This is a genomic window from Nitrospirillum bahiense (assembly GCF_007828025.1).
Lineage (GTDB): Bacteria > Pseudomonadota > Alphaproteobacteria > Azospirillales > Azospirillaceae > Nitrospirillum > Nitrospirillum amazonense.
On sequence record NZ_VITO01000016.1, the window covers coordinates 49,243 to 75,752 of the forward strand.

Sequence of the window (26,510 nt, forward strand, 5' to 3'; positions counted from 1 at the left end):
CCTCCCTTCCCTGCCAAGATTCCGTTTCATCCTAGCGCATTTTGGCCGGCACGGCAGCGGCGAGGATGGAACCGCGACCACACTCTTAAGTGACTACATGGATGTGTATACTGCAGCGGTAAGGTCTGGTGCCGGACTGGGAAATCAAGGCTAGCGCTGGACCAGGAACGGTGGGGAATTTCCGTGGCTTATTCCGTCTATGTCTTGGTGGTGCTGGTGCTGGCCTATGTGCTGGCCTTCATCGACCGCCAGATCCTGACCTTGCTGGCGGTGCCGATGAAGGCCGATCTGGGCCTCAGCGACCTACAGCTCAGCCTGCTGCAGGGCCTGTCCTTCGCCTTGTTCCTGGCCATTGGCGGCCTGCCCATCGGCCGCCTGGTGGATCGGCGGCGGCGCACGGCGGTGCTGGCCGCCGGTGTTGCGGCTTGGAGCCTGTTCACCGCGGCCTGCGGCTTGGCGCGATCCTTTCCAGCCCTGTTCCTGGCGCGCGTGGGCGTGGGCTTTGGCGAGGCGACCATGGTCCCGTCGGCCTACTCCCTGATTGGCGACCTGTTCCACGGCCGCCGGCTTGGTCTGGCCATCGGCCTGTACAACATGGGCCCTTATGTGGGGGCCGGGCTGGCCCTGATACTGGGCGGACTGGTGCTGCACCATCTGCCGCCGGATGTCGTGCTTCCCCTGCTGGACAACCTGCGCGGCTGGCAGGTGGTGTTCCTGCTGCTGGGGCCCGTGGGCCTGCTGATGGCGCTGTGGGTCGTCACCGTGCGGGAACCGGAAAGAACGGGCGCCGGGGCGCACACCGCGCCCAATTGGGCCGAGGTGCGGGCCTACTACCACGCCCATGGGGGCAATGCCCTGCTGGTCAACCTGGCCGGCACCTTCGCCGCCATGGCGCTGTACAGCCTGGGCGCTTGGCTGCCGCATCTGCTGGCCCGCATCCACCACATGAAGCCGCTGGACATCGGCCAGGGCATGGGCTGGCGCCTGATGGTGTTCGGCGCCGGCGGCGCCTTGCTGGCCGGCATCTTGGGTGACCTCCTGCGCCGGCGGGGCTTGGTCCAGGGACGCCTGGTCGTGATGATCGCCGGTGCCGCCGCGTCTTGCCTGCTGCTTTACCCCGCCCTGCGCGCGCCGGACGGCGACGGCGCGCTGGCATGGCTGGGGCCGTTGATCGGCTGCATGACCCTGGCCATCGGCTCCAGCCCCCCGGCCTTGCAGGAGATCACTCCCAATCGCCTGCGCGGGTTCCAACACGCCGTGGCGGCACTGATCGCCACCCTGCTCGGCCTGGGTGCGGGCCCGTCAGTTGTGGCCCTGGTGACGGACAAGGTGCTGCGCGACGAAAGCCGTCTGGACCTGTCGCTGCTGCTGACCCTGCCCGCCATGCTGGGTGCTTGCATCGTGCTGGCGCTGATCGCGTGCCGCCGCTATGCCGCCAGCCTGGCCGCCATGGCGTCAACCGATGAAACGGTGCCAACGGCCGGCCTTTCCCTTTCGGGGGCAAGCAGAAACGCCACAACCTGAGAAATCTATTTTTGTAGGAAGCTCCCGCAAAAAGATGTATGAGGAGGAATATCGCTTATGCGCGCGTAGGTTGTCGCGCCAGCCCTGGAGAAGAGCATGTACAACACCGCCACCTTCCCTGTGCCGGACGGCACCACCATCAAGATCAACGGTTTCACCAATTCCGCCTATTGGGCCCAGCGCATCGTGATCGAGGTCACGGGCCAGGCGCCCATCACCTGGAACGGCACCGGCGCCCAGAACAACAAGCTGGTGGGCCAGGTGGTGATCCCGCCCGGCAACGGCCGGCAGGTCAGCATCACCATGTCCTATGATCCGGGCGGCGGCTTCGCCCCCTCCACCGTCGTGAAGATCCCCTTCGACGACCCCAGCCTGACCGGCTTCGTCATCGGCGGCCAGGATGCCGGCGGCCGCCCCAATGGCCCGGCCAGCTGGAACACGGTGGCCTTCGTCTATTGGGCAAAGGGCTACTGAGTCCTTGATATACAAAACCCCGGATGGCGAACCATCCGGGGTTTTTAGTGCTCTCTCAAACGCCCAGCGTTGCCGGACGGCGGTTTGGCTTGTCCTCGCTGGGCCCCCTATACACTAACTGGGCGGCGCCCGCTCCAGCGGACGCAGTCTCGCGTCCTACAGCGACATGAGGCTGTGCCTCACGTCGCTGCCAAAGGTATTAGGCCGCTTCGCGGTTCTGCGCCAGGCGGTCCAGCAGGGCGTCCTGCTGGTCGATCAGTTCCTGCGGCGTGTCGCCGCCGAAGCGGCCGAATAGCTCCGACTGGTCACGCAGTTCCGTTTCAGCCTCCACCTCGTTCACCGCCATGACGGCGTCGAACTGGTCGCGACCGAAGTCCAGGCCGGTCCAGGTCAGGTCCTCATAGCGCGGCGTCAGGCCGAACAGGTTCTCCTCCGTCTCCACGGCCCGGCCGCGCACGCGGTCCACGATCCACTTCAGCACCCGCATGTTATCGCCGAAGCCCGGCCAGGCGAACTTGCCGTCCTGGTCCTTGCGGAACCAGTTGACGCGGTAGATGCGCGGCAGGTCATTGATCTTGTTGCCCATGTCCAGCCAGTGGCGCCAGTACTCCGCCATGTTGTAGCCGCAGAAGGGCAGCATGGCGAAGGGATCGCGGCGAATGGCGGCCTGGCCCACGGCGGCGGCGGTCGCCTCCGACCCCAGGGTCGCCGCCCAGTACACGCCCTCGTTCCAGCCGCGGGTTTCAAACACCAGGGGGAAGGTGCGCGACAGGCGGCCGCCGAAGATGAAGGCGCTGATGGGCACGCCGGCGGGGTTTTCCCAGGCCGGATCGATGCTGGGGCATTGGCTGGCCGGGGCGGTGAAGCGGGCGTTGGGATGCGCCGCCTTGCGGCCGCTGGCGGGCGTCCAGTCCTGGCCCTCCCAGTCGATCAGGTGGGCCGGCGGCGTCTCGGTCAGGCCTTCCCACCACACATCGCCGTCATCGGTCAGGGCGCAGTTGGTAAAGATGACGTTGGCGTGCAGGGTCAGCAGGGCGTTGGGGTTGGACTTCAGGCTGGTGCCCGGCGCCACGCCGAAGAAGCCAGCCTCCGGATTGATGGCGCGCAGGGTGCCGTCCGCCGCCGGCTTGATCCAGGCGATGTCGTCGCCGATGGTGCGCACCTTCCAGCCGTCGAAGGCGGCCGGCGGCACCATCATGGCGAAGTTGGTCTTGCCGCAAGCCGAGGGGAAGGCCGCCGCGACATAGGTCTTCTCGCCCTCCGGGCTTTCCACACCCAGGATCAGCATATGCTCGGCCAGCCAGCCCTCCTCGCGCCCCAGGGATGACGCGATGCGCAGCGCGAAGCACTTCTTGCCCAGCAGGGCATTGCCGCCATAGCCGGAGCCATAGCTGATGATCTCATGCGTCTCGGGGAAGTGGACGATGTACTTGTGCCGGGCATTGCAGGGCCAGGCCACGTCCTTCTGGCCGGCGGCCAGGGGCGCGCCGACGGAGTGCAGGCACTTCACGAAACCGCCATCACCCAGCTGGCGCAGCACCGCCTCGCCCATGCGGGTCATGATGCGCATGTTCACGGCGACATAGGGGCTGTCGGACAGCTGCACGCCGATGTGGGAGATGGGGGAGCCCAGGGGGCCCATGCTGAAGGGCACCACGTACAGGGTGCGGCCGCGCATGCTGCCCTTGAACAGGCCCTGCAGCGTCTGGCGCATCTCGGCGGGATCGGCCCAGTTGTTGGTCGGGCCGGCCTCTTCCGCCGTCGGGGTGCAGATGAAGGTGCGATCCTCCACCCGGGCGACGTCGCCGGCGTCGGACCGGCAGAGGAAGGAATTGGGCCGCTTGGCCGGGTTCAGGCGGATGAAGGTGCCCTGGGCCACCATCTCTTCGCACAGCCGGTCATATTCCTCCTGGCTGCCGTCGCACCAATGGACGGCCGCCGGCTGGCAATGGGCGACGACCTCATCAACCCAGTCCAGCAGGGCCTGGTTGGTGGTGGGCGCGCCGGTGGCGCCGCTCAGGGGGGAGGACCTCGTGACGGAGCTGCTCATGGAAATATTCTACCTTTCGATCCGCGAAACCGCTGGCGGTTGGCCCGGTGCCGTCCCGGCCTGCCTGGCCCGGAAGGGGCGCCGGCCATCGACGAAAGCGTCAGGTTCGCAGCATCGTTCCCGGGGGCCGGCAGGGTGTGGGCACAGCCGATGGCAAATGATGCCGCGCCGCTTCCATCGGCGCAGACGGTCATGATTGGTGTGGGGCGTTGAAGGGCGCGACGGCCGACCGTTGACAGGTCAACTATACGCGCAAGCCTCCCTGGCACCGGACAGTCCGGGTGCGGCAGGGCGATCGCCCCGCGAACGGGATCGTCGATGGATTCCGTGGGTGAAGGTCATTGTGCGCTACTCCCCGAAGTTGAGTACGGGTGGGCCGGTCTTTACCGCCAGCTCCACCCTCAAAATATGGCCGGCCCTGTCGCCGGGCGCGTGCCTGTTCCATCTTCTACCGCCGCGCCACCGGATGTCCAGTGGCTTGGCTGTGTCAACGGCGACCAGCCCGGTTGGGAAGGCCGGGCGCCTTTATCCAAGGTATTAACATCATGGCGTATCCGCCAGCATCCGCACAGTCGCCGGGTCACGCCGGTAAACCATGAGGACGGACAGCAAACCGCAGAGGGCGGCGGCGGCCATCCACAGGCCGGGCGCGGCCCTATCGTCCGTCAGATCGATCAGCCAGGTCGACACCAGCGGCGTGAAGCCGCCGAACAGGGCCGTGGCCAGGCTGTAGGCCAGGGAAAACCCAACCGTCCGCACCTCCGGGGGCATCACCTCCGTCAGGGCCACCAGGGCCGCCGCATTGTAACTGGCGTAGAGGAAGGACAACCACAGCTCGGCCACCAGCATGGTGCCGAAGCTGACGTCATGGACCAGCCAGTTCAGCACCGGATACGCCGTCAGCATGGCCAGGATGGTAAAGGCCATCAGCAGAGGCCGGCGGCCCACCTTGTCGGACAGCGCCCCCATCACCGGCAGCCAGATGAAATTGGACAGGCCGACACAGAAGGTGAGCAGCAGGCTTTGCCCGGCATCGAGCTTCAGTACGCTTTTGCCATAGGTCGGCGCGTAGACGGTGATGAGGTAGAAGGACACCGTCGTCATCACCACCATCATCATGCCGGCCAGCACCAGCCGCCAGTTCGCGGCGATGGACCGGACGATTTCCCGAAAGGTGGGACGATGCCGCCGGTGCTGGAACTCCGCCGTCTCCTCCAGCGAGCGGCGGATGACGAAGATCACCGGCACGATCAGGCAGCCGATGAAGAAGGGTATGCGCCAGGCCCAGTCGTGGATTTGCTGCAGCGTCAAAATCCGGCTCAGCCCATAGCCGATGAGGGCGGCGGCCATGATGGCCGCCTGCTGGCTGGCGGATTGCCAGCTGACGTAAAAGCCCTTGCGGCCCGGCGTGGCCATTTCCGACAGGTAGACAGAGACGCCGCCCATCTCCACCCCGGCGGAGAAACCCTGCAGCAGGCGGCCGATCAGCACCAGGGCGGGGGCCAGCAGCCCGATGCTGGCGTACCCAGGCACGAAGGCGATCAGCACCGTGCCCAGCGCCATGATGGCCAGCGTCACCACCAGGCCCTTGCGGCGCCCGATCCTGTCGATGTAGCTGCCCAGGATGACCGCGCCCACCGGCCGCATCAGGAATCCGGCGCCAAAGGTGGCGAAAGTCAGCATCAGCGACGCGGTGTCGTTCCCACTGGGGAAGAAGGTACTCGCGATGTAAGGCGCGTAAAACCCATAGAGGAAAAAATCGAACATCTCCAGGAAGTTGCCGCTGGTCACACGCAGCACCGTGGCCAGCCGGGACGGCTGCTTGGTATTGGAACTCGGCATAGGGGCGATCCTCAGCGGGGGGCTGCGGTGGCGGGCACCAGCCCGGATTTGGTGATCAGCGACGCCGCCTCGGGCGAGGACAGGAACGCGATCAGATCCTCTGCCGCTTGCGTCTCGCGCGTTCCGGCGACGATGCCGATGGAAAACGGTGTCACCTTCTGCGCCTCATCAGGCAGGGGCCCGACGATGTCGATGCCGGACAGCGGCAATAATTCGCTGATCTGCTGGAAGCCGATCTCCGCCTCGCCGCGCGCGACGACGTTGCCGACCGGCTCCGCCGGGATCATCCGCGCCTTGTCCCTCATGGCGTCGGCGATGCCCAGGCGCTTGAAGAGGACCGTGGACAGGAAGACACCGCTGGCGCTGTCGGAATAGGCGACCGACTTGGCGTCCAGCAGCACCTTCTTCAAGGACGCCACGGTCGAGATGTCAGGACGGGGTGCGCCGGCCTTCACGGCCAGGCCGATCTTGGACAGGGCCAGGACCCGGTGGTCCAGATCCATCACCTGCCCGTCCCGCACCAGCGTATCAAGGCTGTCGCCCACCATGATGACGACATCGATATCCTGATGCTGGCGCAGCCGATTGGGGATGGCCTCCGGCGTGTCCCCCATGGACGGGCCCCACACCGAGACCAGCGTGTGCCCGGTGCGTTTTTCGAATTCCGGCGCCAAGGCCTTGTACGCGGCGGCGAAGCCACCGGAACTGGCGACGTGCAGTTCCGCGGCGCTGGCCGGCAGCGGCGACAATGCCAGCAGCAGGGCGAACGCACGCGACATGACGCCGCCCGCGGAACGCGGGACACTTCCGGTCATCACCGTCTCCTCCGGTTTTCATATCGCCGCCATTGTGGAATGCCGGCGACTGGACAGGAATTGCATTTATCTTCTCAATTAATAATGATGGCGCATCAATTGGAGCGCATGGCATGCGGCTGGATTTCGAGTTCGGGGAGGTGCTGGCCTTCGTCACGGTGGCGCAGACGCTGAACTTCCGCGCGGCGGCGGACAGGCTGCATCTATCCCAGCCCGCGCTGAGCCGGCGGGTGGAAAAGCTGGAGGCGGCGTTGGACATGCGTCTGCTGGAGCGCACGACGCGCAAGGTGGAACTGACAGAGGCCGGCCGCCAATTCCTGAACCACGCCGTCGTCATCCTGGAAGAGTTGGAGTTGGCGCGCGCAAGCATGGTGGCGCGCGCCAGCCGGGCCAAGCAACTGGTGACGGTGGCCTGCGTGCCCTCCGTGGCCAATCATGTGTTGCCCGACATCCTGCGCCTTTACGCCCAAACCCATCCGGGAGTACGCATCCGCATCATCGACGAAAGCGCCGGCAAGGTGCTGGATGCCGTGATGGAGGGCGAGGCCGATATCGGGATCAGTTTCCTGGGCGCCCAGAACGCGGAGGTGGATTTCATCCCCATCCGCAGCGAACCCTATGTGCTGGCGGTGCGCCGGGACCATCCCTTGGCAACGGCGCCGGCGGCCCCTTGGACCAGCCTGGAAACGGAGCGGCTGATCGCCGTCTCGCTGAACAGCGGCAACCGCATCCTGATCGAAAATGTCCTGGCCGGCCTGCCGCGGCGGCCTACCATCCATTATGAGACCAACCACGTCGCCGGGGCGCTGGGCCTCGTGTCGGCCGGGCTGGGGGTGGCGGTGCTGCCCGCGCTGGCCCTGGCCAACAACGCCTATCCGGGGCTGGTGGGCATACCGATGCGGGACCCTGAACTCAGCCGCACCCTAGGCCTGGTCACCCGCGCCGGCACGCGCCTGAGCCAGCCCGCGTCCGCCCTTCACGACCTGATCTTGCATAAGATCGGCGAATAACGGCACCTCAGCCCGCCTTGGCCAGCAGGGCGCGGCCGGCGCGGCTGGCGTTAGGGCGGCCAATGGCGTCGGAGATCCAGCCGCCGATGACGGACAGCGCGTCGAGGTCCACGGCCGTCGACAGGCCCTGCCCTTCCAGCATGTAGACCACGTCCTCCGTCGCCACGTTGCCGGTGGCGCCCTTGGCGTAGGGGCAACCACCCAGACCGGCGACGGAGCTGTCGATGACCCGGATGCCCTCGTCCAGGCAGGCCAGCAGGTTGGCCAAGGCCTGGCCGTAGGTGTCGTGGAAATGCGCAGCCAGCCGCGACACCGGAACCTCTTCGGCCACGCGCCGGATCAGGGCGGCCGCCTTGGCCGGCGTGCCCACGCCGATGGTGTCGCCGAGGGAGATTTCGGCGCAGCCCAGCTCCACCAGGCGGGCCGATACGTCCGCCACCTTGGCGGGGTCGATCGCGCCCTCATACGGGCACCCCAGCACGCAGGAGACATAGCCGCGCACGGCGATGCCGTTGTCCCGCGCCAGGCGCGTCACGGGGGCGAAGCGGTCCAGGCTCTCGGCGATTGAACAATTGATGTTGCGCTGGGAAAAGGCCTCCGACGCGGCGGCGAAGACGGCGACCTCTGTCACGCCAGCCGCCAATGCCTGGGTGAGGCCCCGCTCATTGGGCACCAGCACGGGGTAGCCGACACCCGGTCGCCGATGGATGCGGGCCAACACGTCGGCCGTGTCGGCCATCTGCGGCACCCATTTGGGCGAGACGAAGGCCCCGGCCTCCACCACCGGTAGGCCGGTGGCCGACAGGCGGTCGATCAGGGCCACCTTGGTGTCGGTGGGCACCAGCGCCGCCTCGTTCTGCAGGCCGTCGCGGGGACCGACCTCGACGATGCGAATGGCAGGACCACTCATGCCTCATCCCCCTTCACGATGATCAGCTCGGCGCCATCCGGCACCTGGTCGCCCACGGAGTAGCGCACAGCCTCCACCGTGCCGGGTCCTTGCGCCTTGATGGTGTGCTCCATCTTCATGGCCTCCAGCACCACCAAGCCCTGGCCCCTCTCCACCCGGTCGCCGGCCGCCACCAGCACGGCGATGACCTTGCCCGGCATGGGCGCCACCAGGCGGCCACCGCCGCCGGCTTCGACCACACCCACGTCCAGCGGGTCGATCTGGGTCAGGCGGTGATGCCGGCCGGGGCGGAACAGGTCCAGCTCCCGCCCCCGGCGTGACCACCCGGCCGTCAGGCGGCGCCCGCCAACCTCGGCCACCAGGCGGCCATCCGCCGCGAAGCGGGCATTCCCCGCCAGTTCCTGGCCACTGGGGAGGGTGATGTCGAAGCCACCGTCGCGCCGGCGGCAGGCCCGCACCTCCTGCGGCTCAGCGCCCTCGCGCCCATCGGTGAAGGTCAGTATTTCTGGTACGGCGTCGTTCAGGCGCCAGCTGTCCGCCGTGGCCCACGGGCTCCACGGGTCGTTGGTTCGGGCCGCCGCGGCCACCGTCTCCGCCTTGCGCTCCAGCAGCACGCCCAAGGCGGCCAGCGCCAGCACGTCGTCGTCAGGAGCGGCCGGCGCGGGCAGCAGGTCGGCCTGGTATCGCTCGATGAAGCGGGTGTCCAGGTCGGCCGCCAGAAAGGCAGGATGGCCGGCGATGGACGCCAGGAAGGGGATGTTGGCGGCCAGGCCGCCAACCTCCGTCGCCGCCAGGGCCTGGCGCAGGCGCCGCACCGCGGCGGGGCGGTCCACGTCCCAGACGATCAGCTTGGCGATCATGGGGTCATAGTGGATGGAAATGGCGTCGCCCCGGCGCACGCCGGTATCCACACGCACATGCGGCCCCGCTTCCGGGAAGCGCAGGTGCGACAGGGTGCCGGTCTGCGGCAGGAATCCCTTGTCCGGATCCTCGGCGTAGAGGCGCACCTCGATGGCGTGACCGTTCACCGCCAGCTGGTCCTGGCTCAGCGGCAGGGTGCCGCCGGCCGCCACGCGCAGTTGCCACTCCACCAGGTCCTGGCCGGTGATGTACTCCGTCACCGGATGTTCCACCTGCAGGCGGGTGTTCATCTCCATGAAGTAGAAGCGGCCGTCGCCGCCCGTCTCCACCGGGTCCAGCAGGAATTCTACCGTGCCGGCGCCGACATAGCCGATGGCCTTGGCCGCCGCCACGGCCGCCGCCCCCATCTCCTGCCGCAGCTCCAGCGGCAGGTTGGGCGCCGGCGCCTCCTCCACCACCTTCTGGTGGCGGCGCTGGATGGAGCAGTCGCGCTCGAACAGGTAGACGCAGTTGCCATGGCCGTCGGCGAAGACCTGGATTTCCACGTGGCGCGGCCGGCCCAGGTACTTCTCGATCAGCACCCGGTCATTGCCGAAGGCGGCCTGTGCCTCGCGCTTGGCGGAGGCCAGCTGTTCATGGAAGTCCTCGGCCGAGGTGGCGACCTTCATGCCCTTGCCGCCACCGCCGGCCGAGGCCTTGATCAGCACGGGGAAGCCGATGCGGGCCGCCTCCGCCGCCAGCACGCCGCTGTTCTGCTCCTCCCCATGGTAACCGGGCACCAAGGGGACGCCGGCGGTTTCCATCAGGGCCTTGGCCTCGGACTTACCGCCCATGGCACGGATGGCGCTGGCCGGCGGGCCGACGAAGATCAGGTCCGCTGCGGCACAGGCCTCGGCGAAGCCGGCGTTCTCCGACAGGAAGCCATAGCCGGGGTGGATGGCCTGGGCGCCGGTGCGGGCGGCCGCGTCCAGGATGGCGTCCATGCGCAGGTAGCTGTCGCGGGCCGGGGCGGCGCCGATGCGCACCGCCTCATCCGCCATGGCCACGTGCAGGGCGTTCGCGTCGGCGTCGGAATAGACGGCGATGGTGCGGATGCCCAGGCGGCGGGCCGTGCGGATGATGCGGCAGGCGATTTCACCGCGGTTGGCGATCAGCAGCGTATCGATCATCACTTGTCCCCTGCAGGCTGGACCCAGGCGGCCTTGCGCTTTTCCAGGAAGGCGGAAACACCCTCCCGCCCCTCGTCACTGGCCCGGATGCGGGCGATGCGTTCTGCCGTGTCGCTGATCAGCGCGTCGGTCACCGGCTGGTTGGCGCAGTCGAAGACCAGCTGTTTGGCGGCCGCCTGGGCAACGGGTCCGCCCTCGCCCAGGCGCTTCACCAGCGTGGCCACGGCCTCGTTCAGCTGCTCGGCCGGTACCACCTGGTGCACCAGGCCCGCCGCCTGGGCCTCCGCCGCGCTGAAGCGCTCCGCCGTCAGGAAATAGCGGCGGCAGGCACGCTCCCCCATGGCGGCCACGACATAGGGGCCGATGGTGGCCGGGATCAGGCCCAGCTTGACCTCCGACAGGCAGAAGGTGGCGCTTTCGGCCGCGACGGCGATGTCGCAGCAGGCCACCAGGCCCACGCCGCCGCCGAAGGCAGCGCCGTGCACCACGGCGATGGTGGGCTTAGGGCAGCGGTTCAGGGTGCGCAGCATGGTGGCCAGGCCCAGCGCGTCGGCGTGGTTCTGGTCGCGGGTATAGCCCGCCATGCGCCGCATCCAGTCCAGGTCCGCCCCGGCGGAGAAGCTGGGGCCGTTGCCCTTCAGCAGGATGACGCGCACGTCCGGGTCGCGGCCCAGCTGGTCGAACAGCTGGGTCAGCTCGGCGATCACGCCCTCGTTGAAGGCATTGTGCAGGGCGGGCCGGTGCAGGGTGACGGTGGCGGTCCCGGCTTGATCCACTGTGGCAAGAACATCGGTCATGGTCTTGATCTCACATCCGGAAGACGCCGTAGGTGGTCGGTTCCACCGGTGCATTAAGGGCGGCGGACAAGGACAGCGCTAGCACCATGCGCGTCTCGGCCGGGTCGATGATGCCGTCGTCCCACAGGCGGGCGCTGGCGTAATAGGGGTGGCCCTGGTGTTCGTACTGGGCGCGGATGGGGGCCTTGAACGCCTCCTCCTCCTCCGCACTCCAGGTCTTGCCCTGGGCCTCCAGGCCATCGCGCTTCACGGTGGCCAGCACGCCGGCGGCCTGCTCCCCGCCCATGACGCTGATGCGGGCGTTGGGCCACATGTAGAGGAAGCGGGGGGAATAGCCCCGGCCGCACATGCCGTAATTGCCGGCGCCGAAGCTGCCGCCGATGATGACGGTGAACTTGGGCACCTTGGCGCAGGCCACGGCCGTCACCAGCTTGGCGCCGTCCTTGGCGATGCCGGCGTTCTCATACTTCTGCCCGACCATGAAGCCGGTGATGTTCTGCAGGAAGATCAGCGGGATGCCGCGCTGGTTGCACAGCTCGATGAAGTGCGCGCCCTTCAGCGCGCTTTCCGAGAACAGGATGCCGTTATTGGCGATGATGCCGACGGGATAGCCCCACAGGTGGGCGAAGCCGCAGACCAGCGTGGCGCCGTACAGCTGCTTGAACTCATCGAATTCCGACCCGTCGACCAGGCGGGCGATGATCTCGCGCACGTCGAAGGGCTTGCGGCTGTCGGTAGGGATGATGCCGTAGATTTCCTCCGCCGCGTACTTGGGCGCCACCGGTTCGCGGAGCGCCAGGGCCGGCGCCTTAACGCGGTTCAAATTGCCGACGATGCGCCGGGCGATGGCCAGGGCGTGGGCGTCGTTCTGGGCCAGATGATCGGTGACGCCGCTGGTGCGGCTGTGCACGTCGGCGCCGCCCAGATCCTCGGCACTCACCACCTCACCGGTGGCGGCCTTCACCAGGGGCGGCCCGCCGAGGAAGATGGTGCCCTGGTTGCGGACGATGATGGACTCGTCCGCCATGGCCGGGACATAGGCGCCGCCCGCCGTGCAGCTGCCCATGACCACGGCGATCTGGGGAATGCCGGCGGCCGACATGGTGGCCTGGTTGTAGAAGATGCGGCCGAAATGGTCGCGGTCGGGGAACACCTCATCCTGGTTGGGCAGGTTGGCGCCACCGCTGTCCACCAGATAGACGCACGGCAGGTTGTTCTCCCGCGCGATCTCCTGCGCCCGCAGGTGCTTCTTCACCGTCAGGGGGTAGTAGGTACCACCCTTGACCGTGGCGTCGTTGGCCACCACCACGCACTCGGTGCCCGAGACGCTGCCGATGCCAGTCAGGATGCCGGCGGCCGGCACCACGTCATCATAGACGCCGTGGGCGGCCAGCTGCGAGAACTCCAGCCAGGGGCTGCCCGGGTCCAGCAGGTGGCGCACCCGGTCACGGGGCAGCAGCTTGCCGCGCGACAGGTGCTTGGCCCGCGCCTTCTCGCCCCCGCCCTGCTTGATGCCGGTGACGGTGGTGTGCAGGTCGTCGACCAGGGCGCGCATGGCCGCGACATTGTCGGCGAAGGCGGCGGCGCGGGTGTCGATCTGGGAAATCAGCTGGGGCATGACGCGGGTGTTCCCCCTTGTTGTCTCAGGCAGATGAGGTCGGCGGGCCGATGCGCCGGTCAGGTGGCGCTTTCGCGGAACAGTTCCCGGCCGATCAGCATGCGGCGGATTTCCGAGGTGCCGGCGCCGATCTCATACAGCTTGGCGTCGCGCAGCAGGCGACCGGTGGCGTATTCGTTGATGTAGCCGTTGCCGCCCAGGATCTGAATGGCGTCCAGCGCGCATTTGGTGGCGCTTTCCGCCGCCAGCAGGATGGCGCCAGCCGCGTCCTTGCGGGTGATCTTCTTGGCGTCCGCCGCGCGGCCCACGGCGTAGACGTAGGCGCGGGCGGAGTTCAGGGCCACATACATGTCCGCGACCTTGCCCTGGACGAACTGGAACTCACCGATGGGCTGGCCGAACTGCTCCCGGTCGTGGATGTAGGGCACGACCACGTCCAGGCAGGCCTGCATGATGCCCAGGGGGCCGGCGGCCAGCACGGCACGCTCATAGTCCAGGCCGCTCATCAGCACACGGACGCCACCGCCCACCTGGCCCAGGATGTTCTCCTCCGGCACTTCGCAGTCCTCGAACACCAGTTCGCCGGTGTGGCTGCCGCGCATGCCCAGCTTGTCCAGCTTCTGCGCGCAGGAGAAGCCCTTGAAGCCCTTCTCGATCAGGAAGGCCGTGATACCCTTGGGGCCCGCCGACACATCGGTCTTGGCATAGACCACCAGGGTGTCGGCGTCGGGGCCGTTGGTGATCCACATCTTGGTGCCGTTCAGGACGTAGCGGTCGCCCCGGCGCTCCGCCTTCAGCTTCATGGACACCACGTCTGAGCCGGCGCCAGGCTCGCTCATCGCCAGGGCGCCGACATGCTCACCCGAGATCAGCTTGGGCAGGTATCGGGCCTTCTGCTCGGGCCGGCCGTTCAGGCGGATCTGGTTGACGCACAGGTTGGAATGGGCGCCGTAGCTGAGGCCGACCGACGCGGAGGCGCGGCTGATCTCCTCCATCGCCACCATGTGCTCGACATAGCCCATGGCCGCCCCGCCGTACTCCTCCTCCGCCGTCACGCCCAGCACGCCCAGGTCGCCCAGCTTGCGCCAGAGGTCCATGGGGAACTGGTCGGTGCGGTCGATCTCCGCCGCGCGCGGCGCGATCTCCGCCGCCGAGAAGGCGGCGACGGCGTCGCGCAGCATGTCGGCGGTTTCACCGAGGCCAAAATCCATGGTGGGGAACGCGGCGGAGATCGACATGGCGGGCTTGTCCTCCCTCAGGGAATGTGAGATTGCTTATTTACAAACGGTCATACGTTTCTTTCGAGCGGGCCGCAAGGGTGATTTAGGGACCAAATGGGGCGTGATCTTGACGGCCGCCACCCATGGTCCGAAAAGTCGCAAGGCCGGGACGGGCTAAGCCCCGGAAACGTTTGAGATTGGATTTTTGAGCATGGTGCGCACGGTGGGCTCTCGCGGCCCGAAGACGATGGAGGCGATACGCACGGCGGGCCTGCGGCTGATCCGTGAGCATGGCTATGAGGCCATCACGCTGCGCCAACTGGGGCAGGAAGTGGGTATCCAGCCCGGGTCCATGTACAACTACATCCAGTCGAAACAGGAACTGCTGTTCATCCTTATCCGCGACCATATGGTGGCCCTGTCGGCCGAGGTGGCGACGGCGCTGGAGGGGGCGATCGATCCCCTGGACCGGCTGCGGCGCTTCATCCGTTTCCACGTCTCCTACCACATCCGCCGCACGGACGAGGTGTTCATTGGCGGGTCCGAATTGCGCAGCCTGGAGGGGGAGAACCGTACCGCCATCCTGGCCATGCGCCGCGAGTACGAACGCCTGCTGGTCGCCATCCTGGAGGACGGCATGGCCGCCGGCCAGTTCAAACGCACCGACCCGCCCGTCACCGCCTACGCCATCCTGGCCATGCTGACCGGCGTCTGCACCTGGTACAACCCCGCCGGCCGCATGGGCGAGGAAGAGTTGATCCGCCTGCACCAGGACATGATCCTGGGCGGGGTGCTGGTGTGAAGAGGCAGGCAATAGCTGCGGCAGCATGACGCAATGGCGTCCAGGATGGGTTCCGGCATTACTTGCAAAAAGGCGAACATGCCTGGCCTGGGCCGCTCGACTGGAGTTGTCATGATTGTGGGATTGGGGCGTATCGTCCTGTGCGCGATTTTTGCCTTGGCGACGACCAGCGTTGTTTCCCCCGCCCGCGCAGCCAGCTTCGATTGCCATAAGGCAACGACGGCTAATGAGAAAGCCATCTGCGCCAACCCTGCCCTGTCGAAATTGGACGAGAAGCTCTCAGCGACTTACAAGTCGGCGATGGCTAAATTGCCGGCCGAGGGGCAGCGGGACCTGAAGCGGGAGCAATTGGCTTGGCTGAAGCGCCTCGGACCGCATTGCGACGCCCCACGCGACCCTGTGCGCGCAGTGCCGGGATACCTGGCCCGGTGCCTTACGGACGCTTACAAGGCGCAAATAGGCAATCTCGAAAGTGCCGTGGGCCACACCCACGGCCACATCCTATTAACCATCAGCCGGCAGTTCCATCGTGCCTTGGAGGCCAACGGCATGGAGGATGATGACGAGAAGGATTGCCTTGATCATCACAAACCCGCGCCGGGTCATTGCTCGGAAATGGAAGAAAATGGCTATAGCGATGTCAATGATAGCCTCGTCTATGCCTATCCCGAACCGGGGGTGCCGGACGCGTTCAGCAAGTCCACCAACCAACATTTAAATGGCGACGCGCAAGATCTTGATGACTATGGCTCCAATGGGGAGGTCGACGGGACGGAAAGTGTCATCTGCGATGATCGCGGGTTAATGTGCCAGAAGCATATAAGTGGAGGGCATTACTATATCGGGATGACGCATCCCGTATATGATAACAGGAGTGTATACTTCCTCATGAAGGAAGAACGCCCCATGACCTTGGGCGATGTATTCAAAGCCGGTCGTCAAAAAGCAGCGATTGAGAAAATGGCCAAACGGGTGATCACTATCGCCAAGCTCGATTTCCCGAATCCCCAGGCTGGATTGGAGGCGATAATCGAAGTCTGCTCGAGCCTCTCCAACTGGAAGATCGAGTCATCCGGTGTGACCCTGGCCTTGGACCCGTACCAGTTCATCGGTTCCGAAGCGGACGTGTCCGTGGAGTGGACGGATTTGAAAGGCGATCTGTCCGGCAAATTCAGGGACTTGTTCGGCATCAAGTGACGGGCCGCCGCCGCGGCTTACGCCAAGCTCGCCTGCCACGACACGCCGAACCGATCAGTCAGCCAGGCGAAGCGCGGGCTGAAGGGATAGGCATCCAGGGGCATGAGGATACCGCCGCCTTCCGACAGCGTATTGAAGGCATGATCCAGGGCAGCCGTGTCGGTGAACGTCACGAACAGGGACAGCGACGGCGTGAAGGTGAAGGCGTGGGTGACCGGGCTGTCGATGCACAGCACCTCCTGCGCGCCGATGCGGAAGCGGGCCTTCTGTACGCTGCCCGGCGCGCCGGGGCCCTCGGCGCCGTAGCGGGCCATCTCCAGCACCTCCACATCCGGAAAGGCCGCGGCATAAAGCGCCAATGCCCTATCGGCCTGGGCTTGCCCATCCCTGCCGCCGATACGCATCCCGCCGGCCACCTAAAGTTTGGGCTAAAGTTTAGGCGGCGTCGCCTCCAGGAAGCGCGCCACCTCAGCCGGTGTGCCCAGGGGCACCACCGCCGTGAACGGCATGCGGTGCAGGTAGACGGGGAGCCCCGCCCGGATCAAATGGTTGTAAAGCGGGGCGATGTACTTCTCCCCCTTCGCCATGTTGGCCGGGTTGGCGAAGAACTCGGCATAGGATCGGGCGTAGAGGGTGAAGGAGGAGAACCAGTAGAGCCCGACGGTGGCATCGTCGGAGATGCGCTCCTTCTCCCTCAGTTCCGTGATACGGCCGCTCTCATCGGCGCGGGCGAAGCTCCAGGCCGCCCCTGGTCCCGGGAAGCAGGGAACCCAGCCGTCGCCGCGCACGGCATCGGCCGGCAGGTGGGCCGGGTCGACATGGGTGTCGATGTTGTAGACCAGCATGGGCCGGTCCGGACGGGTCACCGCATCCCGGGCCGCCAAGGCGCTGGTCGCCTGGCCGTCGGTCAGCGCATCCAGTTCAACCAAGGACACGTCGCGGATGCCCAGGGCGGCCGCTTGCTCACGAATGAAATCCTCCGCCCCATCCTGCCGCAGGGCCACGAAGATGAAGGGCGATCCTGCCTCGATGAAGGAGCGCAGGCTGAGCATGGACCAGGCGAACAGCGTGCGGCCATGCGCCTCGATCCGATACTTGGGCACGGTGTAGCCGGCGTCGCGGAAGCGCTGGCCCATGCCCGCCATGGTGATGATGACCGTGGGCGGGGCGGCGGTGGACATGGGCACGTGGACCTTCCATCAAGCGGATTGGCTTCAAGCGGCGGTCGCCTGCTCGATCTCTTCCAGGATGGAGCGGGCGGTCAGGGCGAAGCCTAAAATCTTCTTCGGCACGTCGATGTGCAAGGGCGCCATGCTGATGAACAGCGAGGCCTCGCACAGCCGCACCAGCAGGGGGTCGAAGCCCGCCTGGGCCAGCCGGTCGCGGAACAATGTCTGCGCCCAGGCACGCTCCCCAGCGTTGCTGGCCAGGGTCAGGCCCAGGTCGGCGCCCAGCGCCACCTCATACTGCCCGCTGTTGACGAAGTCGTAGCCGCCCAGGATGGAGTGGGACAGCTTGGCCAGGTCGTAATAGGGATCGGTGTGCAGCTCATCGGCCGACTCCACGCCGCGCGGATCGATGAAGCGCAGCAGCTGCGTCGCCTTGGAATAGAGGATGTTGGAGAAGCACAGGTCGCCATGGCCCATCACCAGCCGGTCGGCGGGGAAGCGGTCCCGCAGACCCTCATAGGCTGCCAGGTAGCGGTCGGCCAGCGCGTCGATACCGCCCACCGCGCGGGCCAACAGCGGGGCCAGGTCGCCATAGGCCGGCAGGCTTTTCAGCAGGGCCACCCGCTCCACCACCTTGTCGCGGTAGAGGCGGTCCATGACGGCCCTGCTCTCCGGCCGGCCGACGCGGCGCGCCGGGCGCTGGGTGACGTAGCTGAACACCCGGTCCAGGAACAGGCCGAACTCCGCCGGGGTCATGGTGCCATGAACCCACTGGATGCCCATGTCGGCGATCAGCAGGCGCTCCATGCGATAGCTGGCGGTGTCGCCGTCGTCCTGGAAGTCGAAGGGCTGGACGAAGAAGATGCGCTGCTGCGCCGGCAACAGTCCGTAATACTCGAATTCCCGCCGCAGCTTGGCGCGGTCGCGCGACCGCTTCACCAGGGTATAGTCCGGCCCGTCGCTGATGGAATTGAAGTGGCGCGCGTCGAAGTTGTTGGCCAGGAATCCCACGAACTGCGCCGGGTCGCGCAAATCGATCAGGCCGGTGTCGGCCAGGTCGGGCGCCGTGAAGTCCTTGCGCCGCCGCGACACGAATTCGCGCAGGCGCCCCTGAGCCAGGGCGCTCAGCGCGCCCTCAGCCAGGCGCTGTTCCACCAGCACCAGGCCGGTCCACTCCGCGGCGGTACGCACCGGCCAGGCCTGGTTGCCGGTGGTCTGGGCCAAGGTCTTCAGCAGTTGCGTCAGCTGCCCACGGGGGCCGGCGGCGGCGAGATTTGCGGGGAACAGCAGGAATTGTGTGGAAGCCGGGGCCGTCCCCGCCCGCTCCGCCACTTCATCCAGGGCGGCACGGGTGGTGGCCACCACGGGCGGAGGCAGGCCCGCCTCCTGCGCCGCCTCTTGCACATGGCGAAGCAAGGTCCGGCGGCCGTGGATCAGGCCGCCGAAACTGCCAACGCCGGTCATGCTGAGGATGTCGTCGGGAACCCGGCGGCTGTCATCGAACAGTATGGTCAGGCCCATCGCGATCCCTCCTCGATACCGGCACCGCCGGTGTGGACGACGCATGGCCTGATAAGAATGCAGGGATTGTGCCAGCAGCGGCGGCGCGGCGACAAGAGGCCGCGGCTACCCTTTCCGATGGAAGGCGGACGGGCAACGCCCTGCGTGCGGCCGCCGTGACGGCGGCCGGGTGTGGCATATGGCGTGGGCTTGACGTTTTCCACTCGACGGCGGTCCCTGGAGAGGTCGAAGATCGGTGCAGGACTGACGGGACGGCAAGAGCGTCCCCTTCTCCAGACGGTTTTCATACGGTTTCCATTCCCCATCTCAGAACCGGATCCTGATCCATGCCTGGCACCCCCACCCACACCCCGCCCGTTCCCGACGCCCAGAGCTGCCTGCACGCCGAAGGCCCGCGACTGTCGCCGCTGGTCTGGGGCGCCTGGCGCTCACGCGAGGGGGAAGAAACCGGCACCCCGGCAAAGCTTGCCCGCTTCCTGGACGGATGCCTGCAACTGGGCATCAGCAGCTTCGATCATGCCGACATTTACGGCGATTACGGGGCGGAGGCCCTGTTCGGCCAGGCGCTGAAGGAATGGGGCGGCAAGCGCTCCGCCCTGCAACTGGTCACCAAATGCGATATCGCCTTGCTGTCACCGCTGCGGCCGGGCCATGTGGTGAAGCATTACAACACCTGCGGCGACCATATCATCGCCTCGGTCGAGCAGTCGCTGCGCAACCTGGGCACCGACTATATCGACCTGCTGCTGCTGCACCGGCCCGACCCCCTGATGAACCCGGACAATACGGCCGATGCGCTGGACCGGCTGCTACGGTCGGGCGTGATCCGCCACATCGGCGTGTCCAACCACAACCCGTCACAGGTGCGGCTGCTGCAATCCCGCCTGGGCCGGCCGCTGGTGACCAACCAGATCGAATTCTCCGTCACCAGCCTGGCGCCCCTGTTCGACGGCACGCTGGACCAGGCGCTGGAACTGCGCATGCGGCCCATGGCCTGGTCACCCCTGGGCGGCGGCGGCCTGTTCACCGGCGCCACGGAGCAGGCGCGCCGCACCCTGGCGGCGCTGGAAGCCGTGGGCGCGGAGATGGGCGTCGGCGACCCGGGCACCGTGGCGCTGGCTTGGCTGATGCGCCATCCGTCACGCCCGGTGCCGGTGCTGGGCACCACGCGGCTGGACCGCGTGCGCACCTACATGCAGGCAGCACAGCTGAAGATGCAGCGCCAGCACTGGTTCCAGATCCTTGAGGCCAGCCAGGGCCATGAAGTCCCCTGAATGGGGGATGGTGCCATTTCGCATGGTGCCACCGGTCGTGGCCGATAGTGTCGGGTGGATGTCCTTCCGCCCGGCACGCGCCCAGCCGATACTGCCCCCACGACGCGGCCGGCCGGAGGGGCGGCGCGATGAGGGGGATAGGGAATGACGCGGGCACCGGCAGGCATCGGAATTCTGGGCTATGACGATGTCAACGCCCTGGACGTGACCGGTCCGGCCGAGGTCTTCGCCAATGCCGCCGACCTGGCAGAATGGGGCGAGGCCGAAATGGCGCCGGGGAAACGGCCCTATCGCGTCGTGCCGCTGGGCGTGAAGGCAGGGCCCTTCACCAGCGAGTCCGGCCTGACCTTCACCCCGGCGCACAGCCTGGCGGCCAACGACGTGCCGGACTTGGACACCCTGATCATCGCCGGCGGCAAAGGTTTGCGCGAGCCTGTCACCAATGCTGCCGTGGCGCAGTGGCTGGTCGGAAATGCCCATCGTTTCCGCCGGGTGGCCAGCGTCTGCACCGGCATCTATGGCCTGGCGGCCAGCGGCCTGATGGATGGCCGCCGTGTCACCACCCACTGGCGTCATGCCGCCGACCTGGCCCGGCGCTTCCCGCGCTTGAGCGTCTGTGCCGACGCCCTGTTTCTGAAGGACGGTGATTTCTACACCGCTGCCGGCGTCACCGCCGGCATCGACCTGGCCCTGTCGCTGGTGGAGGAGGACCATGGGCCGGCGCTGGCCCTGGCGACGGCCCGGGAGTTGGTGGTGTTCATGAAGCGCCCGGGCGGCCAGGCGCAATTCTCCGAACCCTTGCGGTTTCAAAGCCGGGCGGCCGACCGTTTCGCCGACCTGTCGGCCTGGATGCTGGGCAACCTGGACCGCGACCTGTCGGTGGAGGAGTTGGCTACGCGGGTGAACCTCAGCCCCCGGCAGTTCCGGCGCCGCTTCACCGCCGCCCTGGGCCGTCCGCCCGCCGATTATGTCGCCGACCTGCGCCTGGGCGAGGCCTGCCGCCGCCTGGTGCAGCCAGGCGTGAGCGTGGAGACGCTGGCCGCCGCCGTCGGCTTCCGTAGCGCCGACGCCTTCCGCCGGGCCTTCCGCCAGCGCTACGGCGTGTCCCCCAGCCAATATCAGGCGCATTTCTCGCCGGCCGGCAGCAGCTGAGCCGTTTCATCCCACCCTGAACCACCGGAGGGCCCCATGGCCTGGTTTTCCCCTGCCCGCCGCCTCACGGCGGCGATGCCCCTGCTTTGCCTGCTGCTCACCCCGGCAACCGGGTCCGCCGCCACCGACAGTCCCGCCCCCTTCGTTCCGCAATTCGACAAGGACGATCGACTGACCTTCCCTGCCGACTACCGCGACTGGGTCTATGTCACCACCGGCATCGACATGGCCTATGGCCCGGCCATGCGCATGGGCCATTCCATGTTCGACAACGTTTTCGTGAACCGTGAGGCCTACCTGGCCTTCAAACAGACGGGCACCTGGCCGGAGAAGACCACCTTCGTGCTGGAGGTGCGCGGCGCTGCGGACAAGGGCTCCATCAACAAGTCCGGCCATTTCCAGACCCCGGAGGTCATGGGGCTGGAGGTTCATGTGAAAGATACCGCCCGCTTCCACGACGACGGCTGGGGCTTCTATTCCTTCGACGCGGGCGAGGCGGCTCCCCCGCCCGCGGAGCAATTGCCGGTGGAGCAGAGTTGTTACAGCTGCCATCGGGACCATGGGGCGGTGGACACTACTTTCGTGCAATTCTATCCAACCCTGCGCCCCATCGCCGAGGCCAAGAAAACCCTCAGCGCCGCTTACCTGGCCGAAAAACCCTAGGTGGCGCCTGCTGCCGACCAAGGCGATCGCGGGCCGGGCCGTCCTTTCGGGCATATGTGACGTATTCTGACACGGCGCCGTTGCCGTCGTGTCGGGGATGGACTATCAGTGCGCTTCGGCAGATAAAAGCGCGGTCATGAAGCCCGGCCTGATCCCCCCCTTGGACCCGTCCCTTTCCGATTCTCCGCCAGCGGCGGCGGGAGGGTCGGCGCCATCCCGCACTGCGGCGCGGCCCCAGGACAGCACCCGGGAACGGCTGATCGACCAGGCGCACACCCTGCTGGCCCAGGGCGGCCTGAAGGCGTTGAGCGTCCGCAACCTGGCCGCTGCCGCCGGCCTATCCACCAGCGCCGTCCCCTATCACCTGGGCGACAAGGACAGCCTGACCCAAGCCGTGTTCCTGGCTGGGGCGGAGCGTGACCGTCAAGCTTGGGCCCAGTTCCGGGTGTCGCTCGGCGATGGCGGCCTGCCCGTCCACGCCCTGGCCGACGCGCTGGTGGTGCAGGCGCTGGACCTGTCGTCCCGCCAGGGCACCATCGAGTTGGTATGGTACGAGCTGATCCACCAGGCCCGCCATACCCCCGCCCTGCGCCCCATCCTGACGCAATGGTATGAGGAGCGGCGCGGCCGCTATCGCGACCTGTTTGCGCTGGCCGGCCTGCCCACCCATATCGCCGACATCATGACCCACTATCTGGTGGGCGACCGGTCCACCCTGCTGGTGGCCGGCGGCGCGTCGGGCTTCGCCCTGTCGGTGGTGGAGAACATCCGCCACCTATGCGACCCGGAAGAAGGCCGCAGCGCCCTGTGGCATGAGCGTCTGCGCCGTCCCGGCGGCGCAAGCGACGACGGCGGGGAACCGGTGGGCGAGACGGAGCGGCGCATCGTCGCCGCCGCCGTGGCCACCATCATCGACCAGGGCGTGGCCGCCGTGACCCATCGCGCGGTGGCGCAGCGGGCGGGCGTCTCCCTCTCCTCCACCACCTATTACTTCCGCTCGCGCGGCGACATCATCCGCCGCGCCTTTCAGTTCATCCATGAGGAGCTGCGGCGGGAAATCCCGACGGTGCATCGCGAACCGCCACCGCTGGACATCTTCCTGCGGGCCGTGGCCGACAACATGCTGACCCCGGTGGAAGGCGGGCGCATCGCCGGCCGCAACACCACCCACGCCATGGGCGACTTCGCGCTGGAGGCCTGCCGGGACGCCAGCCTCGTGCCGTTGTACCTGGCCTTCCGCCAGGGCCGCGGCTCCCGCATCCGCGCGGCTCTGGACTATGTGGTGGGACCGCAATCGTCCCTTTCCCCCTTCCAGGCGCAGATCGTCTCCACCTGGATGCAGGGGCGGGCGCAGATCCTGCACGCCATGGATGACCCGCCCGATGCCGCCGGCCCCGATATCGACGGTTACGCCGCCGAGATGATCGTCCTGATGCGCTACCTGCAGCCGGCGATGCCCAAGACCTGACAAGAAAAGACCTGACAAGAAAAGACCTGACAAGAAAGCCCTGACGTTAAAACGCCAGGCGCCCCAGGTGACGGCCGGCCAGAACCCAGGCGCGGGCGGCGGCCAACTGTTCGCCGTCCAGGACCCGCCGCAGATGGGTTATCCGGCGCGCCTGCTGCCGGCTTTCCAGCACCGTGTAGATATGGGTGTACACGCCGTGACGGCGGTGGACGACGGCGTAGGTGCGGGCGACACAATCCGGCACGCCGGCAAGGGGCATGCGCTCTTCCCGCAGCAGATGCACGGCATCCCCGGGACGGCTGCTGATGCCCGGTGAGGTGCCCAAAGGCAGCGTGGGCGAATCTTCCTCCGCCTGCGTAACGGTACTGGGCGGATTCAGCGGGAAAGCGGCGGGAATATGCACGGGATGTACACTCCAGACGGAGCTGACCCGGCATGACGCGACCATACGCTGCGACCCACTTGGTTGCCGCCGCCCGGGAACCGGGGGCCGCCACATCTCCGCGCGAACGCGGAAACCACCTTGCCTGGGCTGGCAGGTTGGTGCGGGACGCCGGCCCCGCTCCTGATGCAACAGTGCCGGCACGAACACCGACGCGTTGTGGATACCCGCAACCGTCAGCCCTGGCAAGCGGCCATTTGGGCATGACGGCCCCAGTCGTCCGGCGTCCAGTGCGGCGCCAACACCAGGGCGCGGCCAGTGGCGACGATGTCGCCGTCCCGCCCGCTGTCATGAATACGGCACACCGTGGCCAAGTCCACCAGCCGCTTTTTGGGTCGCAGGCGGGTGATGGCCACAGTGGCGGACAGCGCCGCATCCAAGGGCACCCGGCGCCAGAACACCGTGTCTTGCTTCAGGTAGTTGGTGCCCGGCCCCGGCAGGCGGACGCCCAGCAGGAAGGAGAAGAGGCTCAGCACCAGCGGCTCGCGCAGGCGTTGGCCGGTCAGGCGCTCATAAAGCGCCAGATCCTGGTCCGCGTACAGGCGGGTAACGTGGGCGGCGGCGCCCGGCGGCGGCTCACGCCAGTCCTCATCCGGCGCCAGCGGCGCCAGGGTGGCCACCCCGTCACACACGACCTGGCCGTCCGTCCGCCGCTGGGCCACCAGACGCACGTGGGCGCTGTCTTGCGGATCGGCGCGGAAGGTCAGCACCTCGTCCGCGTACGCGGGGGCGGGGAAGGTCACGGCCAAGCGGGCCAGGGGCTGGCCGGGCTGCGCGTCGGCGGCCAGGCCGCGCAGCAGGGCGCACAGCAGGGCGCCGTGGGCCACAGTGCGGCCGAAGCGGGTGCGGGCCGCATGGTCCGGGTCCACATGAATGGGGTTGTCATCGCCCGACAGCCGGGCGAAGGCGTGGAAGTCATCCTGGCTCAGGGTGCGCGTGAGGATCACGAGGCCAGATCCAGGCCCGGCGGCGGCACCAGACGGTGCTTCTGGATCTTGCCGGCGGCGGTGCGGGGGAAATCCTCCACCAGCACGAACCGGCGCGGCACCTTGTAGCCGGCCAGCAGTCCCCGGCAATGCCTGGCCAGGCTGTCAATGTCGGTGCCGGGCTGGGCGCGGACATGGGCATGCCCCACCTCCCCCCACACCGGGTCGGGCACGGCCACCACCGCAACCTCCAGCACGCCGGGATGGCGCAGCAGGGCGTTCTCCACCTCCACCGGATAGACGTTCTCCCCGCCCGAGATGAACATCTCCTTCAACCGCCCCACGGGGTAGTAATAGCCGTCCTCGTCCTGGCGCACCAAGTCGCCGGTGCGCAGCCAGCCGTCCGGGGAAAAGGCGGCGGCGGTGGCCGCCGGCTGGCGCCAATAGCCGGGTGTCACCGCGGCCCCCTTCACCCACACCTCGCCCACGTGGCCGGCGGGCACGTCCCGCCCGGCCCCGTCCACCACGCGCACGCGGCATAGGATCTGCGGCTTGCCGATGGAGCCCACCTTGGCGGCAGCCCCAGCCGGGTCGTTCAGGAACAGGGTGGGCCCCGTCTCCGTCATGCCCATGCCGTTGCACACGACCGCGCCGCGCTCAATGAAGCGGCGGGCCAGCGCATCCTCCAGCGGGGCGCCGCCGCAGGCCCAGCGCCGCACAGCGCCCAAGTCCGTGCTCCTGAAGCGGGGATGCAAAGCCAACTGGCGATAGACGGCGGGCACGCCGAAGAAGGTGGTGATGCGGCCCTCGGCGATCAGATCCAGGACAGCGCCGGCGTCGAATTGCGGCTGCACCAGCACCTCGCCCCCCGCCATCAGCAGCGGCAGGGTGTGCAGGTTGATACCAGCGGTGTGGAACAGCGGCAGGTAGTTCAGGGTGCGGTCGTTCTCCGACAAATCCACGCCCTGGCGCAGGTTGACGTAGTTCGCCATGGCCATGCCGTAGGTGTAGAGCACGGCCTTCGGCTCCCCCGTCGTGCCGGAGGTGTAGAGCAGGTACCAGACATCGTCGGCCGGCCAGACTTCGCGGGAGGGCAACGACGGCTGCTTCGCCACCCGGTCCTCGAAATCATCGTCCAGATCGACAGGGGCCAGATCGACATGGGCCAGCCCGCCGGCCAGGGCTTGGGCCGTAGCTCTGTCCTCGGCCCCATGGAACAGCAGCCGGGGTTGGCAATCGGCCAGCACGGGAGCCAGTTCCGCCGCCGGCATGCGCCAATTCAGCGGCACCAACAGGCAGCCCAGCTTGGCGCAGGCGAACAGCAGCGTGAAGAAGTCCGGCCGGTTGCGGCACAGCACCGCCACCCTGTCACCGGGTTCGGCGCCCAGAGCGGCCAGCAGGCTGGCGGCACGCGCGGCGCGATCGTCCAGGCCGGCATAGGTCAGCGCCCCGGCAGCGGACCCAACCGCGGTGAGGTCCACCAGGGCCCTGCGGTCCGGCGACAGCCGGGCGCGCTGCGCCGTCAGGTCGAACAGATCCCACATGGTTTGGCGCCAGGCGCCCTGCTCCCTCATCGTTCCGGTTCAGAAATGATCCAGGCAACTTA

Annotated in this window: 23 protein-coding genes and 1 riboswitch; of the genes, 9 read left to right on the forward strand and 14 right to left on the reverse strand. The window is 67.5% G+C overall.

The window, feature by feature from the left end; all coding sequences use genetic code 11:
- Positions 1–183 precede the first annotated feature (183 nt).
- Together FBZ88_RS21125 and FBZ88_RS21130 are read left to right on the forward strand one after the other, a co-directional pair.
- Positions 184–1,524, forward strand: a complete 1,341-nt coding sequence (locus FBZ88_RS21125; RefSeq protein ID WP_246138781.1) for an MFS transporter — start codon at positions 184–186, stop codon at positions 1,522–1,524.
- 96 nt (positions 1,525–1,620) lie between these two features.
- Positions 1,621–1,998 (forward strand): SRPBCC family protein, encoded by a 378-nt coding sequence (locus FBZ88_RS21130; protein ID WP_088874689.1) that lies wholly within the window; start codon positions 1,621–1,623, stop codon positions 1,996–1,998.
- A gap of 199 nt (positions 1,999–2,197) precedes the next feature.
- On the opposite strand, the gene FBZ88_RS21135 is transcribed toward FBZ88_RS21130, so the two are convergent.
- The 3 genes from FBZ88_RS21135 to FBZ88_RS21145 form a co-directional block, all read right to left on the reverse strand.
- Positions 2,198–4,048 (reverse strand): phosphoenolpyruvate carboxykinase (GTP), encoded by a 1,851-nt coding sequence (locus FBZ88_RS21135; RefSeq protein WP_186464528.1) that lies wholly within the window; start codon positions 4,046–4,048, stop codon positions 2,198–2,200.
- 543 nt (positions 4,049–4,591) lie between these two features.
- Entirely contained in the window at positions 4,592–5,890 is a 1,299-nt protein-coding gene (tcuC, locus tag FBZ88_RS21140) for an MFS transporter (protein WP_145619130.1), read from the reverse strand.
- An 11-nt stretch (positions 5,891–5,901) separates the two neighbouring features.
- The gene (locus tag FBZ88_RS21145; RefSeq protein ID WP_145619131.1) at positions 5,902–6,705 is read right to left on the reverse strand and encodes a substrate-binding domain-containing protein; all 804 of its coding nucleotides are present in this window, start codon (positions 6,703–6,705) and stop codon (positions 5,902–5,904) included.
- A 113-nt stretch (positions 6,706–6,818) separates the two neighbouring features.
- Here FBZ88_RS21145 and FBZ88_RS21150 point away from each other — a divergent pair, with 113 nt between their 5' ends.
- A complete protein-coding gene (locus tag FBZ88_RS21150) occupies positions 6,819–7,715 on the forward strand; it encodes a LysR family transcriptional regulator (RefSeq protein ID WP_145619132.1) in 897 nt (298 codons plus the stop codon).
- Positions 7,716–7,722: 7 nt separating this feature from the next.
- Here FBZ88_RS21150 and FBZ88_RS21155 read toward each other — a convergent pair whose 3' ends face one another.
- The 5 genes from FBZ88_RS21155 to FBZ88_RS21175 are packed head-to-tail and all read right to left on the reverse strand — an operon-like array spanning position 7,723 to position 14,308.
- The gene (locus FBZ88_RS21155) at positions 7,723–8,625 is read right to left on the reverse strand and encodes a hydroxymethylglutaryl-CoA lyase (RefSeq protein WP_145619133.1); all 903 of its coding nucleotides are present in this window, start codon (positions 8,623–8,625) and stop codon (positions 7,723–7,725) included.
- Positions 8,622–10,655: an acetyl/propionyl/methylcrotonyl-CoA carboxylase subunit alpha gene (locus FBZ88_RS21160; protein WP_145619134.1), complete on the reverse strand. Its 2,034-nt coding sequence runs from the start codon at positions 10,653–10,655 to the stop codon at positions 8,622–8,624. The genes FBZ88_RS21155 and FBZ88_RS21160 overlap by 4 nt, the downstream gene beginning before the upstream one ends.
- On the reverse strand, positions 10,655–11,452 hold the full coding sequence (locus tag FBZ88_RS21165) for an enoyl-CoA hydratase/isomerase family protein (protein WP_145619135.1): 798 nt from the start codon (positions 11,450–11,452) through the stop codon (positions 10,655–10,657). The genes FBZ88_RS21160 and FBZ88_RS21165 overlap by 1 nt, the downstream gene beginning before the upstream one ends.
- Positions 11,453–11,462: 10 nt before the next feature.
- Positions 11,463–13,070, reverse strand: coding sequence for a carboxyl transferase domain-containing protein (locus FBZ88_RS21170; RefSeq protein WP_145619136.1), 1,608 nt, complete (start codon positions 13,068–13,070; stop codon positions 11,463–11,465).
- Positions 13,071–13,129: 59 nt separating this feature from the next.
- Positions 13,130–14,308 (reverse strand): isovaleryl-CoA dehydrogenase, encoded by a 1,179-nt coding sequence (locus FBZ88_RS21175; protein ID WP_145619137.1) that lies wholly within the window; start codon positions 14,306–14,308, stop codon positions 13,130–13,132.
- Positions 14,309–14,501: 193 nt separating this feature from the next.
- On the opposite strand from FBZ88_RS21175, the gene FBZ88_RS21180 reads away from it, so the two are divergent.
- Together FBZ88_RS21180 and FBZ88_RS21185 are read left to right on the forward strand one after the other, a co-directional pair.
- Positions 14,502–15,092 carry a TetR/AcrR family transcriptional regulator gene (locus FBZ88_RS21180; protein ID WP_145619138.1) on the forward strand — a complete coding sequence of 197 codons (591 nt, stop codon included), beginning with the start codon at positions 14,502–14,504 and terminating at the stop codon, positions 15,090–15,092.
- A 111-nt stretch (positions 15,093–15,203) separates the two neighbouring features.
- Positions 15,204–16,289 carry a lysozyme inhibitor LprI family protein gene (locus tag FBZ88_RS21185; protein ID WP_186464529.1) on the forward strand — a complete coding sequence of 362 codons (1,086 nt, stop codon included), beginning with the start codon at positions 15,204–15,206 and terminating at the stop codon, positions 16,287–16,289.
- A gap of 17 nt (positions 16,290–16,306) precedes the next feature.
- Here the strand turns inward: FBZ88_RS21185 and FBZ88_RS21190 are convergent, their stop codons facing one another.
- Genes FBZ88_RS21190 through FBZ88_RS21200 form a run of 3 tightly spaced genes read right to left on the reverse strand, consistent with a single transcriptional unit; the run spans position 16,307 to position 18,979 of the window.
- A complete protein-coding gene (locus tag FBZ88_RS21190) occupies positions 16,307–16,693 on the reverse strand; it encodes a VOC family protein (protein ID WP_145619140.1) in 387 nt (128 codons plus the stop codon).
- A gap of 24 nt (positions 16,694–16,717) precedes the next feature.
- Positions 16,718–17,476: a glycosyltransferase family 2 protein gene (locus FBZ88_RS21195; protein WP_211102748.1), complete on the reverse strand. Its 759-nt coding sequence runs from the start codon at positions 17,474–17,476 to the stop codon at positions 16,718–16,720.
- 27 nt (positions 17,477–17,503) lie between these two features.
- Positions 17,504–18,979, reverse strand: a complete 1,476-nt coding sequence (locus FBZ88_RS21200; protein WP_145619141.1) for a capsular biosynthesis protein — start codon at positions 18,977–18,979, stop codon at positions 17,504–17,506.
- A 326-nt stretch (positions 18,980–19,305) separates the two neighbouring features.
- Between FBZ88_RS21200 and FBZ88_RS21205 the strand changes: the two genes are divergently transcribed.
- The 4 genes from FBZ88_RS21205 to FBZ88_RS21220 all read left to right on the forward strand — a co-directional run bounded on the left by FBZ88_RS21205 (position 19,306) and on the right by FBZ88_RS21220 (position 23,536).
- Positions 19,306–20,253: an aldo/keto reductase gene (locus tag FBZ88_RS21205; RefSeq protein ID WP_145619142.1), complete on the forward strand. Its 948-nt coding sequence runs from the start codon at positions 19,306–19,308 to the stop codon at positions 20,251–20,253.
- A 144-nt stretch (positions 20,254–20,397) separates the two neighbouring features.
- A complete protein-coding gene (locus FBZ88_RS21210) occupies positions 20,398–21,405 on the forward strand; it encodes a GlxA family transcriptional regulator (RefSeq protein WP_145619143.1) in 1,008 nt (335 codons plus the stop codon).
- Positions 21,406–21,441: 36 nt separating this feature from the next.
- A complete protein-coding gene (locus tag FBZ88_RS21215; protein ID WP_211102749.1) occupies positions 21,442–22,068 on the forward strand; it encodes a cytochrome P460 family protein in 627 nt (208 codons plus the stop codon).
- A 136-nt stretch (positions 22,069–22,204) separates the two neighbouring features.
- Positions 22,205–23,536 (forward strand): TetR/AcrR family transcriptional regulator, encoded by a 1,332-nt coding sequence (locus FBZ88_RS21220; protein ID WP_186464530.1) that lies wholly within the window; start codon positions 22,205–22,207, stop codon positions 23,534–23,536.
- A gap of 46 nt (positions 23,537–23,582) precedes the next feature.
- Here FBZ88_RS21220 and FBZ88_RS21225 read toward each other — a convergent pair whose 3' ends face one another.
- From FBZ88_RS21225 to FBZ88_RS21240, 3 genes are all read right to left on the reverse strand, one after another.
- Positions 23,583–23,939 carry a hypothetical protein gene (locus FBZ88_RS21225; RefSeq protein WP_145619145.1) on the reverse strand — a complete coding sequence of 119 codons (357 nt, stop codon included), beginning with the start codon at positions 23,937–23,939 and terminating at the stop codon, positions 23,583–23,585.
- A 49-nt stretch (positions 23,940–23,988) separates the two neighbouring features.
- Positions 23,989–24,113: riboswitch (SAM-I-IV-variant riboswitch) on the reverse strand.
- Positions 24,114–24,154: 41 nt separating this feature from the next.
- A complete protein-coding gene (locus FBZ88_RS30580) occupies positions 24,155–24,925 on the reverse strand; it encodes a MaoC/PaaZ C-terminal domain-containing protein (RefSeq protein ID WP_211102750.1) in 771 nt (256 codons plus the stop codon).
- A complete protein-coding gene (locus FBZ88_RS21240) occupies positions 24,922–26,478 on the reverse strand; it encodes an AMP-binding protein (RefSeq protein ID WP_246138782.1) in 1,557 nt (518 codons plus the stop codon). The genes FBZ88_RS30580 and FBZ88_RS21240 overlap by 4 nt, the downstream gene beginning before the upstream one ends.
- Positions 26,479–26,510: the final 32 nt, after the last annotated feature.